A 13,198-nucleotide genomic window follows, 5' to 3' on the forward strand; every position below is an offset into this window, starting at 1 on the left:
GGGATCTCGCGCCTATCGCGGATCAGGTCCGTCAGTTGTGGATCACGGCCGCCATGGCAGGGCCGCCTCCACAGCGAGGCCGCTACCAACACGCGTGAGGCAGCCCAGAGCCAGCCGAACCCACGAGCTCAGCCCGGTGGGCGCGGCACAGGATGGAGCGGGCGGGTGCTCGCGTGGCGTCGGCGGGACGGGCCGGATCCTGTGGGGAGCGGCTCGTTCCCGTACCGAAGAAGGTTTAGAAGCGGCGCAGGCCCTCGGTCAGGAAGGTGGCGACGGCCTGGGGGGACTCGAGGGTGAGGTCGGCGGCGCTGGAGACCTCGGCGCCGGTCTCGGGGTTGGCGACCGCCACCGCCATGCCGAAGAAGGCCGGGTCGACGGCCTCGCGCGCCCGCAGCGCGTCGAAGGCCTTGATGTCGGACATGTCGTCGCCGAAATACCAGGCGCAGCCGGCGTTGCGGACGCCTTCGGTGATGACCATGCCCTTGTCCTGGTCGACCGGGGGTTTCAACTCGACCACCATGCGGCCGTGCTGGATGCGCAGGCCCAGGCGCTCGGCCTGCTCGTGAGCCCAGCGCTCGACGGCGCGGGCCTGATCGGGGGCGGTCCGGTAGTGGAGGGCGACGGAGAGCCGTTTGTACTCCACCAGGGTCTCGCCGGGCAGCTCGGCCCGGGCGGCCTCGGCCAGGCTGGACATGGCGGGGACGAAGTCGAGAGCGGCCGGCTCGGTGACGACCTGGCCGTCGTGCCACACCTCGAGACCGTAGAGCCCGTGCAGGTCGACGTTGTCGAGGGTCTCGAAGCGGGATCGCAGGAAACTGACCGGCCGGGCGGAGACGATCGCCACCCGGGCGACCGAATCGGCGAGCCGCTCCAGAACGCCGAGCACCTCGGGCACCGGCTGGGAGGCGTCCGGATCTTCGGTGACGGGGGACAGGACACCGTCGAAGTCGAAGAAGAATGTCGTCGCGGAGGCGCGCTCAGCGGTGAACGCCCACGCCTCGTCGGTGGTCAGTGGATGGGTCGGACGTGCAGTCTCTGCCACGCGCCCAGACTACCCGTGGATGGTCGCCTTTTATGCCGGGCGATTTCCCGATGCGGCGGTCATCACCCTCGCGAGGTGGATTTTGCGCACTACCGCGCGGCGTAGTTGACCGCTAGCGTTTGAGTCATGGCGCGGGGTCGTCCCGGGCCAGCCGGTCGGCCCGGACCTGCGACGACTGCGCCACGGGGACCGCAATCCGACCCCGTGCAGAGGGCCGGCGACCGGTAGGTGGCGGACCGCGGGCGGACCGGGTTGCACGCCCGCTGGAGCAGGCCTGTGACATCTCGCCGTACCGATGCCGGGATCGACCAGAACCCGGCCGACAAAGTGCCCAGCAGCCGCGCCACCACCGGGCGCCGTAGGACCCGGGACCGGCACACCGACGCGGAGCCCGCCCCTGCCGGCAGGGTCTTCGTCCTGGACACTTCGGTCCTGCTGTCCGACCCGGCGGCGTTTCGCCGGTTCACCGACCACGAAGTGGTCATCCCGCTCGTGGTCATCTCCGAACTGGAGGGGAAACGTCACCACCCCGAGCTCGGCTGGTTCGCGCGTCAGTCGCTGCGGATGCTGGACGAGTTGCGGATCAAGTTCGGCCGGCTGGACCAGCCGGTGCTCTGCAACGACGAGGGCGGCACGCTGCGGGTCGAGCTCAACCACGCCGATCAGAGCGCGCTCCCGCACGGGTTCCGCAACGACTCGAACGACACGCGGATCCTCTCCGTGGCGCTCGGGCTGGCCGCCGAGGGGCGCGATGTCACCCTGGTGAGCAAGGACATGCCGCTGCGGGTGAAGGCCGCCTCGGTGGGCCTGACCGCCGACGAGTACCGGCACGGTCAGGCCAGCGATCCCACCTGGACCGGCATGGCCGACCTGGAGCTGTCCGAGGAGCAGGTGAACTCGCTGTACGCCGGTGACGAGCTGGAGGTGGAGGAGGCGGAGAACCTGCCCTGTCACACCGGCCTGGTGATCCACTCGCCGCGCGGGTCGGCGCTGGCGCGGGTCAGCCCGGACAAGTCCGTCAAGCTGGTCCGCGGGGACCGGGACGCGTTCGGGCTGCGGGGCCGGTCGGCGGAGCAGCGGGTGGCGCTGGACATCCTGCTCGACGAACAGATCGGCATCGTGTCGCTGGGCGGCCGGGCGGGCACCGGCAAGTCGGCCCTGGCGCTGTGCGCGGGCCTGGAGGCCACCATGGAGCGCAACCGCCACAAGAAGGTGGTGGTGTTCCGCCCGTTGTACGCGGTCGGCGGCCAGGAACTCGGCTACCTGCCCGGCAGCGAGTCGGAGAAGATGTCGCCGTGGGCCCAGGCGGTCTTCGACACCCTCGGTTCGGTGGTGCACGCCAACGTGGTCGAGGAGGTGCTGGCCCGCGGCATGCTCGAGGTGCTGCCGCTGACCCACATCCGGGGCCGGAGCCTGCACGACGCCTTCGTGATCGTCGACGAGGCGCAGTCGCTGGAACGCAACGTGCTGCTCACCGTGTTGTCCCGGATCGGGCAGAACTCGCGGGTGGTGCTGACCCATGACGTGGCTCAGCGCGACAATCTGCGGGTCGGCCGGCATGACGGTGTCACCGCGGTGATCGAGGCGCTGAAGGGCCACCCGATCTTCGCGCACGTGACCCTCACGAGGTCGGAGCGGTCGCCGATCGCCGAGGTGGTGACCGACCTGCTGGAGGAGATCCCGCTGTAGTGATCTTGATAGCGCCAGCGCGGTGATTTCGTGCCGGATTAAGCCAGAAAGTCTCGTGACTAAAGTCACATCACCGCGCTGGCGTTTCACATCCACTTCACCTTGCGCCATGGTGTTCCGCGGGCATCAGGCGATGATTCACCACTTGTCGCGGTGCTCGCGGCGCGGTCCGCCCCATCAGGCGGCGGAGACGCGCCGCCTCATTGCCCCCGACGAAGGGAATCTTCGTGAAGCGGCTCTGGAGCCGGCTCGGAGTCCGTGCGGCGTCCGTCGGTCTTCTCGTGGCGGGACTCACCGGTGGCGTGTACCTCGGGCAGGACCGGGACGTCCAGCAGCAGGGCGCCCAGGCGCAGCTCATCGCGCAGGCCAATGAGGACGAGATCCGGCTGTTGAGGCAGCGCCAGGCGGACCACGCCGCGGCCCGGGCGCACCGGGCGCAGGCGGAGGCGGCCGCCGCGGCCAAGGCGGCCGAAGAGGCGAAGGCGGCCGCGTCCAAGGCGCGCACGCTGGAGAAGAAGGTCATCGAGGCCAAGGAGGCCGAAGAGGCCAAGAAGGCCGAGGAGGCCTCCGGCCCGGTCGCCTTCACCGGGGAGATCCCGGAGTCCTGCAACGAGTACAGCGGTAGCCGCAAGATCGGTTGTGCGCTGATGCTCGACGCCGGGTTCGGCCTCGACCAGTTCCCGTGCCTGGAGAACCTGTGGGACAAGGAGAGTGGCTGGAACTACAAGGCCACAAACCGGTCCTCCGGGGCGTACGGGATTCCGCAGGCACTTCCGGGCAGCAAGATGGCGTCGGTCGCCGACGACTGGAAGACCAACCCGGCCACCCAGATCAAATGGGGTCTGCGCTACATCGAAGGCCGCTACAACACGCCCTGTGGCGCCTGGGGTCACTCGCAGGACGTCGGCTGGTACTGATCCGAGCTCGCTGACGGGGCTGCGCGGCAATCCGCGTGGCCCCGTTTTTGCTGTGATGCAATGTCCGTATGGTCCAGAAAGCGGGTTTGTCTCTGCTCGCGGTCCTGGTGTCGGCCACGGCCGGCGCGGGCGTCGCCCGGGCCGAGGCCGGGAAGCCGCCGCTGCGTGAGGTGGTCGGCGGCAAGATCGCCGGTGCCGGCCGGTTCCCCTGGGCGGTCCGGCTCTCGATGGGCTGCGGCGGCGCCCTCGCCGCACCCCGGGTGGTGCTCACCGCCGGGCACTGCGTCGGGCCGACCGGCCCGAACGACCGGATCACCGTCACCGCCGGCGCCACCGACCTGGACTCCGAACACGCGACGAGCGTCAAGTCGGTCGAGGTCTACCGTTCCCCGGACTTCGTGACCGAGACCGCCGGCGACGACTGGGCGGTGGTCCGCCTGGAACGTGAGCTTCCCCTGCCCACCCTGGAACTCGCCGCCGACGACGTCGACCAGGGCACCTTCACGGTGATGGGCTGGGGGCAGACCCGGGAGAGCTCACCGCGGCAGGAGCGCCGGCTGCACTACGCGACGGTGCCGACGATCCCGGACGCCGAGTGCGCGGCCGCCTACCGCAAGGCCGGCGTCGAACTGGCGCAGGAGAAGTCGATCTGCGCGGGGCGGCGTGGCGTCGACACCTGCCAGGGTGACTCCGGCGGCCCCATGGTGCGCCGCGACCGGGCCGGGCGGTGGGTTCAGGTCGGGATCGTCAGCTGGGGCCTGGGCTGCGCCCGCGACGGATACTTCGGCGTGTACACCCAGATCTCCGCGTACCGGGAGGCGATCGGGCAGGCCGTGCGCAAGCTGAGCTGACCGTCTCCTCGAGTGGCCGTGCGTGCGCCACCCTGCGACCATCGAGACATGGGGTACGGGTGGGCGGCCGGCGCACGCACGGACGATGCGGGGCGCTTCGGCACCGAGGCTTTCTACGCGTCGCTGGGCCGCGCGTTCGTGACGATGTGCGCCGTGGTCCCGGCGTTGTTCCTGATCGAGGGGATCGACGTCGCTCTCGGGGCCGGCACCCTCGACGTGGCCGGCGGCATCATCCCGCACGCCGTCGAGGGGATCGACGGGGTGCTGTTCAGCCCGTTCCTGCACGCCGACTGGGAGCATCTGTACGGCAACGCCGTCCCGCTCATCCTGCTCGGCACGTTCGTGCTGGCCGGGGGAGTGCGCCGGTTCGCCTGGTCCACCGCCCTGATCATGGCGGTCGCCGGGCTCGGCGTCTGGTTCGTCGGCGACCCGAACACGGTGGTGGTCGGCGCCAGCGGCGTGATCTTCGGCTATCTCGGTCTGCTGCTGGCCCGCGGACTGGTCGAGCGCAGCTGGTGGCATCTGGCGGTGGCCGCGTTCATCGGGCTGCTCTACTGGTACCAGTTCTTCAACATCCTGCCGACCGACCAGCGCGTCTCCTGGCAGGGGCACGCGCTCGGCCTGCTCGGCGGCATCATCGCCGCGATCATGTTCCGCCGCCGCTGATCCTCCCGGCCGGCCCTGAGCGCTGTTCGGGTGTCGTGAGGCAGTGCTGCGGGCCGGCCGCGGTGGTCGGCTGGCCCCCACTGCGCTGTCTCGGGCGTTGTGAGGCACCGCTGGGGCCAGTCGAGAAGATCGAGCCGGCTCCGGGCGCTGTTCCGGGGGTGGTGAGGCAGCTCTGAGGGCGGCTGGACCACCGAGCTCAGCCCGGCGGGCGCGGCACAGGCTTGAGCCGCGCCCGGCTCGCGTCGTCCGGCGGCGACTGGTCCCACCCGTACCGGAAATCGGCCCTGTGGGGTGGACGTGCCGATCAGATGATCGGGTCGCTCAGCGGGACCGCCGGCAGATGGCCGTCGAAGTCGACCGCCGAGTAGAGGGCCAGTTTCTCCAGCCGGTGGTAGGAGTCGATGACCCGGATCGTGCCGCTCTTGGACCGCATCACGATCGACTGCGTGTGCGCGCCGCCGGACCGGTAACGGACGCCCTTGAGCAGGTCGCCGCTGGTCACACCGGTCGCCACGAAGAAGCAGTTGTCACCGGTGACCAGGTCGTCGGTGGTGAGGACACGGTCGAGGTCGTGGCCGCCGGCGATCGCCTTCTCCCGCTCGGCGTCGTCGAGCGGCCACAGCTTGGCCTGGATCATGCCGCCGAGACATTTGAGGGCGCACGCCGCGGTGATGCCCTCCGGGGTGCCGCCGACGCCCATCAGCACGTCGACGTCGGACTCCAGCCGGGCCGCCGAGATGGCGCCCGCGATGTCACCGTCCGAAATGAACTTGATGTTGGCGCCCGCGTGCCGCACCTGCTCCACCAGCTCGGTGTGGCGCGGCCGGTCCAGGATGCACACCGTCACGTCGGAGACGCTGGACCGCTTGGCCTTGGCGATGCGGCGCAGATTTTCCTTCACACCGGCGTCGATGTCGATGACGTCGGCGCAGTCCGGCCCGACGGCGATCTTGTCCATGTAGAAGACGGCGCTCGGGTCGAACATGGCGCCGCGCTCGGCCACCGCGAGAACCGCGATCGAACCGGGCATGCCCTTGCTCATCAGTGTGGTGCCGTCGATCGGGTCGACCGCGACGTCCACCTCGGGGCCGGTGCCGTCTCCGACCTTCTCCCCGTTGTAGAGCATGGGCGCCTCATCCTTCTCACCCTCACCGATGACGACGACGCCGCGCATCTGGATCGAGTTGATGAGTTTGCGCATGGCGTCGACGGCGGCGCCGTCACCGCCGTTCTTGTCTCCGCGGCCGACCCAGCGGCCGGCCGCCATGGCGGCGGCTTCGGTCACGCGGACGAGGTCGAGGGCGATGTTACGGTCGAGGTCCTGGGGGACTCGGGCGGGCACGGCGGCCTCCTCGCGACGTTGCGGGGCTGGATGTCCTCCGATCCTGGCATCTCAGGACGCGCCAAGTCTCGATTCAGCGACATGGTTAACAATGGCTTGGTGGAACCCACCCCCGCCGAACCCCAGCCGTCACCCCGCCTCGCCGCGCGGGAAGGCCGGTCGCCGCGCGACATGCTCCTGTCGCTGCTCGTGCTGCTGGTGCCGATCGCGCTGCTCCTGACCTTCTACCGGGTGGTCCTGGACGGGGACGAACCGATCTCGATCGACCCGACGTCGGCGATCCAGCAGGCGGAGCGGGAGTTTCCGGTCGCCCAGCCGCGGGGCCTCGACGAGGACGACTGGCACGTCTCGTCGGCCGTCTTCCGGCGTGCCGACGGCGGCGCCACGCTGCGTATCGGATACGTCGGCCCGGCCGGCAAGGCCATGCAGCTCATCCAGAGCACCGTGGCGTCGGCCACCCTGATCCCGGCGGAGGTCGGCGACTCCGGCACCCGGGTCGGCGCTTACCGCACCGACGCGCGGGTGTGGATGCAGTACACCGGCCGGCCGGGCGAGACCGCGCTGATCTCGGCCGAACCGGACCGGACCATCGTGATCATCGGGGATGGTGGGGACACCGAGAACCTCCAGAAGCTGGCCTCCGCCCTGCCCTGAACCCGGCTAGTCGTCGGCGCGAGCCGCCCGGGCCGTCTCGATGCGCTCCCGTGCGCCGTCGAGCCGGCGCCGGCACACGTCGGCCAGCCGCTCGCCGCGCTCCCACAGGGCCAGCGACTCCTCCAGGGTGCCGCCGCCCTGCTCCAGCCGCTCCACCACCGTCGCCAGTTCGGTACGCGCCTGCTCATAGGTCAGGTTGTCGTCGCTCATCAGCTCTCCACCACCGCAGCCTGCAGCTCGCCCTCGGCGAGCCGGATCCGAACAAGGTCGTCCGCCGCCACCTCGTCCGCGGCGCGGACCACGTGGCCGTCGGAGCGTTGCACGATCGCGTAACCCCGCTCCAGCGTCTTGGCCGGGGACAGGGCACGAAGCCGTGCCACGGTGTGCTCCAGCGCGTCGTCGGCGCGGCGCAGCCGGTGCTCCAGGCTGCGCACGGCCCGGTCGCGCAGGGCCGTCACCTCGGCGCCCCGCTGGTCGACCAGAACCTCCGGGCGGGCCAGCACCGGCCGGGACCGCCACGCGTCGATCCGCTGCCGCTCCCGGTCGATCAGGGTGAGCACCGCCCGGTCGAGCCGGGCCCGGGCGGTGGTGATCAGCCGCTGCTCCTCGGCCAGGTCGGGCACGATCCGTTTCGCCGCGTCGGTCGGGGTGGACGCCCGCAGATCGGCCACGTAGTCGAGCAGCGGAGTGTCGGTCTCATGGCCGATCGCGCTGACCACCGGGGTCCGCGCCGCGAACACCGCCCGGCACAGCGCCTCGTCGGAGAACGGCAGCAGGTCCTCCACACCGCCGCCGCCGCGGGCGATCACGATCACGTCGACGGTGTCGTCGTGATCGAGCACCTTGAGCGCGTCGATGATCGGGGGCACCGCGGTGGCGCCCTGCACCGGCACGTTGATCACCCGGAAGTCCACCGACGGCCAGCGGCGGCGAGCATTCATCAGCACGTCCCGCTCGGCGGCGCTGGCCCGGCCGGTGATCAGGCCGATCCGCCGCGGCAGGAACGGCAGCGGTCGCTTGCGCTCGCGGGCGAACAGGCCCTCCGCGGCGAGCAGGCGCTTCAGTTTCTCCAGCCGGGCCAGCAACTCGCCGAGGCCGACCTGGCGGATCTCGTCGGCGCGCAGGCTCAGCGTGCCCCGGGCCGGATAGAACTCCGGCTTGGCGTGCATCGTCACCCGGGCGCCCTCGGACAGCTCGGGGGCGCCGGCGTCGAGCACGTCACGGTGCGCCGTCACGGTCAGGCTCAGATCGGCCGACGGGTCACGCAGCGTCAGGAACACCACGCCGGAGCCGGGGCGGCGGCTGATCTGGGCGACCTGCCCGTCCACCCACACCCAGCCGAGCTTGGCTATCCAGCCGCCGATCTTCTGGCTGACCACGCGGACCGGCCACGGGTCCTCGGCGGTGCTGCGTGCCGTGCTGTCGGGCTCGTTCACCCGGCCAGACTACGTAAGCCCTCCGACATTTTCGCCGGTGCGATCGCCGGTGGCGGCCATCATGCGCGGTTCGGCGTGGCCGGCGTACCGGGTCAGATCGACCGGGGTGCGCCGCTCCGGCAGCCGGGCCTCGGCCACCGTCAGCACGGCCAGCAGGAGCAGGCCCGCACAGAACCAGAAGGTCAGGTCGGCGGCGAGGTACTTGACGTCGGTGTGCCCGCCGCCGCCGACGCCCAGGAACGGGAACGGGTAGCCGTGCCGCTCCGGGTACGCCTCCATGCAGCACCGCGACGTGGTGGGGATCGTGGACGCCACCGTCGCGGCCAGGGTGACACCGGCGCCGAGCAGGATGCCGGGGCGGCTCGGGATCAGCCGCCGCCGCATCAGCAGCAGCGCGCCGCCGGCCGCGAGGACCACGTGGAAGACCAGGTACACGCGGTCCAGGCCGCCGTCCGCCTCGACCGCCAGGTTCAGCAGGCCGACGCCGAGCAGGAACCAGCCCGCCATCACGCGGAGGACGGCCGGAATCGAGGGCCACAGCTCCGCGTTCACGAGTCGATTATCAGACCGCTAACGCGGTATCCGGGGCGAAACGGGTCATTTGCGCAGAGCGCGCCAGGCCAGGCCGATCACCACGGCCACCACCAATCCGGCGTACGCCCAGAGCGTCACGTCCACGAGAAGACGGAACCAGTCGAGACCCCAGCCGTCCGCCACCGCCTGCCGGTGCGCCTCCTCCGTGGTGTCGGCCAGCCCGCCGAGCCCGGCCCACGCGAACGGCCACCCGCGACTCTCGAACCAGCCGAACATCCCGCCCATGCTGGTGGTGTGGACGGCGAGACCGGCCGCCGTGCCGCCGATCGCGGTCATCGCGGCGGTGACCGACACGAACCGGACGGGCGGGCGCAGCCGTCTCCACAGCAGCAGGGCCAGGCCGCCCGCAGCGAGCGCCCCACCCACGAAGAAGTCGCGCGGGTACGGCACGGTCAGGGCCATGACCAGCCAGAACACGCCGGCGGTGAGGCTCATCTGCCCGATCACCAGGCGGAGGATCCGGCCGGGCGCGATGTTCCCGGCTCCGGTCGCGGCGGTTCCGGTCACGGTCATGCGCGCGAGTATGGCAAGGCGGCGCCAGAACGGTTGTGGCGCTGATCGCGCCGGAGGCGGGGTGCCGGGTGGTGCACGTACCATGGCCGGGTGACTGAACCTCGTAAGCGGGTGTTGCTCGCCAAGCCGCGTGGCTACTGCGCCGGTGTCGACCGCGCCGTGCAGACCGTCGAGGAGGCGCTGAGGCTCTACGGCGCCCCGGTCTACGTGCGCAAGCAGATCGTGCACAACAAGCACGTGGTCAGCACCCTCGAAGCCCGTGGCGCGATCTTCGTCGAGGAGAACTACGAGGTGCCCGAGGGTTCGACCGTGGTGTTCTCGGCCCACGGCGTCGCCCCCGAGGTGCACGACCAGGCGCGTGAGCGCAACCTCAAGGCGATCGACGCGACCTGCCCCCTGGTGACGAAGGTGCACCACGAGGCCAAACGGTTCGCCGCCGCCGACTACGACATCCTGCTCATCGGTCACGAGGGCCACGAGGAGGTCATCGGCACCGCGGGCGAGGCCCCCGAGCACATTCAGCTCGTCGACGGCCCCGACGACGTGGACAACGTGGTGGTCCGCGACCCGTCGAAGGTGGTGTGGCTGTCCCAGACGACGCTGTCGGTCGACGAGACGATGGAGACGGTCGCCCGGCTCAAGCAGCGGCTGCCGCTGCTGGAGTCGCCGCCGAGCGACGACATCTGCTATGCCACCTCCAACCGGCAGCACGTGATCAAGGAGATCGCGCCGGAGTGTGACGTGGTGATCGTGGTCGGTTCCACCAACTCGTCGAATTCGGTGCGTCTCGTCGAGGTGGCTCTCGGCGCCGGCGCCCGGGCCGGCCACCTGGTCGACTACGCCTCCGAGATCCAGGACGAGTGGCTGGCCGGTGCCACCACGGTCGGTGTCTCGTCCGGCGCCAGCGTCCCCGACGACCTGGTCATGGAGGTGCTGGCGCACCTCGCCGAGCGGGGCTTCGGCGAGGTCACCGAGTTCACCACCGCCGAGGAGCGCCTGACGTTCTCGCTGCCGCAGGAGCTGCGCCGCGACATGAAGGCCGCGGCGGCGGCGAAGGCTAGCTGAGTTCCGGCGCCTGCGGCTGGCGAGGGGCCACTTCCACCTGTACGGGCGGGAGCAGCTCCTCGTCGGAGACTCCCATCTCGGCCAGTTTGCGGGCGCTGACCAGCACCCGTGACTCCAGCGACCCGACCGCCCGGTTGTAGGCGGTGACCGCCGCGGACAGCGATGTCCCCAGCTTGTCCACATGGTCGCCGAGTGTCGACAGCCGGCCGTAGAGCTCACGGGCCAGGCTGTGCACGGCGGCGGCGTTGCGGGTCAGTGCCTCCTGCCGCCACGAGTAGGCGACCGTCCGCAGCATGGCGATCAGCGTGGCCGGGGTGGCCAGCACGATGTTGCGGCGGAAGGCGTGCTCCATCAGCGCCGGATCCCGTTGCAGGGCGGCGTCCAGGAACGGGTCGGCCGGCACGAACAACACCACGAAATCGGGCGCCGACTCGAACGCCGACCAGTACCGCTTCGCCGACAGCGCGTCCACGTGCATGCGCAGATGCCGGGCGTGCTGATCGAGATGGCCGTCGCGGGTGTGCTCGTCGCGAGCCTCCATGGCCGACAGATACCCCTCCAGCGGGGCCTTCGCGTCGACCACCACGGTCCGCCCGCCGAACAGCCGCACCACGAGGTCGGGCCGCACCCCCTGCTCGTCGGTGGCGGCGGTCACCTGTTCGGCGAAGTCGCAGTGTTCCAGCAGCCCGGCCGCCTCGACGATGCGCCGCAGCTGGTGCTCACCCCACCGGCCGCGCACCTGCGGGGCCCGCAGCGCGGCCACCAGCTGCCGGGTCTCGGTCCGCAGCTCACCCGACACCAGGCCCATCGACCGCACCTGTTCACGCAGCTCGGCGTAGGCGTCGACACGGTCGTGCTCCAGTTGGGCGACGCGCTGCTCGTACCGTTGAAGGGTGTCGTGCAGAGGCGCGACGGCCCGGGCCACCGCCTCCTGCGACTGGGCGGTCGCCTCATAGGACAGTGCCCGCAGCGACTGCTCCAGCCGCTGCTCGCCGTCACGGGCGGCCGCGAGCGTCGCCTCCAGGCGGGCGATGTCGGTGGCGGCGCGGGCCCGCGCCGCGAGCCAGCCGATCGCCGCCCCGGCGGCCAGACAGGCGAGGACCACAACCAGTGTCGAGAACGTCACCACCGCAGATTGCCAGAAGGGCCGGGCGCGACAGGCGGGGGTAGCGTGGAAAACATGATGCGCGTGTTGCTGCTTCTGGCCATCGTCGCGATGGTTCTGCTGTTCATCGCCGCCGTTCAGCGCAGCGGCCAGGCCCGCCGGCAGACGCGACTCGACGACGCCCGCGCCGACGCCCAGCGGTGGTATGAGCGGCTCGGCGGCCAGGTGATGAATCTCAGCTCCGACGACCCGGCCGCCCGGCAGGCGCTCGCCGACGCGGGCGAGCGTTACAACGCGGCCGGCGGCCAACTGCAGCAGGCCGGCTCGGTCCGGCAGTTCGAGCTGGCCCGGGAGTCGGCGCTGGAGGGTCTCACCTATGTGCGGGCCGCCCGCCTGGCCATGGGCCTCGACCCCGGGCCCGACCTGCCGCCGCTGCACGCCGCCCAGGGCGCCGGCCAGATCACCCAGGAGCGCGAGGTGACGGTCGAGGGGCATTCCTACAAGGCGGCGCCACGGCCGGGCAAGGACACCCCCTACTACTACCCGGGCGGGCGGGTGCAGGGCCGGCCGGTGCCCGCCGGGTGGTATTCGACGCCGGTGTGGAAGACGGCGCTCGGCGCCGGCGCGGGCGTCCTCGGCGGCATGCTGATCTTCGACGCGCTGCTGTCACCCGGGTTCGGCGACATGGACTTCGACGCCTCCGGTGACCCCGGTGACTTCGGCGGCGACTTCGGGGACTTCGGGGACTTCGGCGGCGACTTCTAGCGCCGCATGCGGCGGGCGATCTCGCGGCGCAGCGCCCGCGGGCCCGGCCAGATCTGGGTGAGATCGGCGGTGAACGCCGGTCCGCGTGGCGTGTCGGCCAGCGCCGGCCCACCGGTGTCGCCCTCCTGCACCGGGTGCACGCTGTCCAGATCGGCGGGCACCACCTCCAGCACGGTCCGCAGCCCGTCCCGGCGGATCACCACGGCCGCGATGTCCGCCCAGTCCAGCAGGACCGGGTCGGACTCCTGCGCGGCCAGCTCCAGGCCACCCGACGACACCCGCACCCAGGTGGGCAGTGCGGCGCGGGCGGACACCGAGTACGCCCCGGCCACGCCCGCACCGATCAGCACCGCCTGCAGCACGGTCACCCACCACGGGTCGCCGGTGTCCCCGGCGATCCAGTCGACGGCTGGCGACACCGCCAGGTAGGCGACCATCAGCACGGCGAACACCATGACGAAGGTCCGGGCCGGCGACGACCGGAACAGCACCGCGTCCCGGGCCGGGGCCCGGACCTCCTCAGGGGCGAGCGACATGCCTCCCATGGTGGCCGCCGGAC

General features: G+C 71.2%; 15 protein-coding genes. 7 read left to right on the plus strand and 8 right to left on the minus strand.

All coding sequences use genetic code 11. The features are described from left to right. Positions 1 to 235: 235 nt before the first annotated feature. Positions 236 to 1,042 carry a trehalose-phosphatase gene (otsB, locus tag AB0I88_RS12550; RefSeq protein ID WP_361021961.1) on the minus strand — a complete coding sequence of 269 codons (807 nt, stop codon included), beginning with the start codon at positions 1,040 to 1,042 and terminating at the stop codon, positions 236 to 238. Between the two features lie 276 nt (positions 1,043 to 1,318). Here otsB and AB0I88_RS12555 point away from each other — a divergent pair, with 276 nt between their 5' ends. From AB0I88_RS12555 to AB0I88_RS12570, 4 genes are all read left to right on the plus strand, one after another. Next, positions 1,319 to 2,731: a PhoH family protein gene (locus AB0I88_RS12555; protein ID WP_361021964.1), complete on the plus strand. Its 1,413-nt coding sequence runs from the start codon at positions 1,319 to 1,321 to the stop codon at positions 2,729 to 2,731. A 227-nt stretch (positions 2,732 to 2,958) separates the two neighbouring features. After that, positions 2,959 to 3,648, plus strand: coding sequence for a lytic transglycosylase domain-containing protein (locus AB0I88_RS12560; protein WP_361021967.1), 690 nt, complete (start codon positions 2,959 to 2,961; stop codon positions 3,646 to 3,648). Between the two features lie 86 nt (positions 3,649 to 3,734). After that, positions 3,735 to 4,499: a serine protease gene (locus AB0I88_RS12565; protein ID WP_361021970.1), complete on the plus strand. Its 765-nt coding sequence runs from the start codon at positions 3,735 to 3,737 to the stop codon at positions 4,497 to 4,499. 48 nt (positions 4,500 to 4,547) lie between these two features. Then, positions 4,548 to 5,165: a rhomboid family intramembrane serine protease gene (locus AB0I88_RS12570; RefSeq protein ID WP_361021973.1), complete on the plus strand. Its 618-nt coding sequence runs from the start codon at positions 4,548 to 4,550 to the stop codon at positions 5,163 to 5,165. 304 nt (positions 5,166 to 5,469) lie between these two features. On the opposite strand, the gene glpX is transcribed toward AB0I88_RS12570, so the two are convergent. After that, on the minus strand, positions 5,470 to 6,507 hold the full coding sequence (gene glpX / locus AB0I88_RS12575; RefSeq protein WP_361021976.1) for a class II fructose-bisphosphatase: 1,038 nt from the start codon (positions 6,505 to 6,507) through the stop codon (positions 5,470 to 5,472). Positions 6,508 to 6,606: 99 nt separating this feature from the next. Here glpX and AB0I88_RS12580 point away from each other — a divergent pair, with 99 nt between their 5' ends. After that, positions 6,607 to 7,161 (plus strand): DUF4245 domain-containing protein, encoded by a 555-nt coding sequence (locus AB0I88_RS12580; protein WP_361021980.1) that lies wholly within the window; start codon positions 6,607 to 6,609, stop codon positions 7,159 to 7,161. Positions 7,162 to 7,167: 6 nt separating this feature from the next. On the opposite strand, the gene AB0I88_RS12585 is transcribed toward AB0I88_RS12580, so the two are convergent. Genes AB0I88_RS12585 through AB0I88_RS12600 form a run of 4 tightly spaced genes read right to left on the minus strand, consistent with a single transcriptional unit; the run spans position 7,168 to position 9,704 of the window. Further along, positions 7,168 to 7,371, minus strand: a complete 204-nt coding sequence (locus AB0I88_RS12585) for an exodeoxyribonuclease VII small subunit (RefSeq protein ID WP_361021983.1) — start codon at positions 7,369 to 7,371, stop codon at positions 7,168 to 7,170. Continuing rightward, positions 7,371 to 8,597, minus strand: coding sequence for an exodeoxyribonuclease VII large subunit (gene xseA / locus AB0I88_RS12590; protein WP_361021986.1), 1,227 nt, complete (start codon positions 8,595 to 8,597; stop codon positions 7,371 to 7,373). Before xseA ends, AB0I88_RS12585 begins: the two co-directional genes overlap by 1 nt. Positions 8,598 to 8,606: 9 nt before the next feature. After that, positions 8,607 to 9,149 (minus strand): hypothetical protein, encoded by a 543-nt coding sequence (locus tag AB0I88_RS12595; RefSeq protein WP_361021989.1) that lies wholly within the window; start codon positions 9,147 to 9,149, stop codon positions 8,607 to 8,609. Positions 9,150 to 9,194: 45 nt separating this feature from the next. After that, positions 9,195 to 9,704 carry a hypothetical protein gene (locus tag AB0I88_RS12600; RefSeq protein WP_361021992.1) on the minus strand — a complete coding sequence of 170 codons (510 nt, stop codon included), beginning with the start codon at positions 9,702 to 9,704 and terminating at the stop codon, positions 9,195 to 9,197. 90 nt (positions 9,705 to 9,794) lie between these two features. Between AB0I88_RS12600 and AB0I88_RS12605 the strand changes: the two genes are divergently transcribed. Next, entirely contained in the window at positions 9,795 to 10,769 is a 975-nt protein-coding gene (locus tag AB0I88_RS12605) for a 4-hydroxy-3-methylbut-2-enyl diphosphate reductase (RefSeq protein WP_361021995.1), read from the plus strand. Here the strand turns inward: AB0I88_RS12605 and AB0I88_RS12610 are convergent. Beyond that, the gene (locus AB0I88_RS12610; protein WP_361021998.1) at positions 10,762 to 11,895 is read right to left on the minus strand and encodes a DNA recombination protein RmuC; all 1,134 of its coding nucleotides are present in this window, start codon (positions 11,893 to 11,895) and stop codon (positions 10,762 to 10,764) included. The two genes, AB0I88_RS12605 and AB0I88_RS12610, sit on opposite strands and share 8 nt — an antisense overlap. Before the next feature lie 57 nt (positions 11,896 to 11,952). On the opposite strand from AB0I88_RS12610, the gene AB0I88_RS12615 reads away from it, so the two are divergent. Next, entirely contained in the window at positions 11,953 to 12,639 is a 687-nt protein-coding gene (locus AB0I88_RS12615) for a hypothetical protein (protein ID WP_361022341.1), read from the plus strand. On the opposite strand, the gene AB0I88_RS12620 is transcribed toward AB0I88_RS12615, so the two are convergent. Then, positions 12,636 to 13,175, minus strand: coding sequence for a hypothetical protein (locus AB0I88_RS12620; protein ID WP_361022001.1), 540 nt, complete (start codon positions 13,173 to 13,175; stop codon positions 12,636 to 12,638). The two genes, AB0I88_RS12615 and AB0I88_RS12620, sit on opposite strands and share 4 nt — an antisense overlap. Positions 13,176 to 13,198: the final 23 nt, after the last annotated feature.

Source organism: Actinoplanes sp. NPDC049802 (genome assembly GCF_040656595.1).
GTDB lineage: Bacteria > Actinomycetota > Actinomycetes > Mycobacteriales > Micromonosporaceae > Actinoplanes.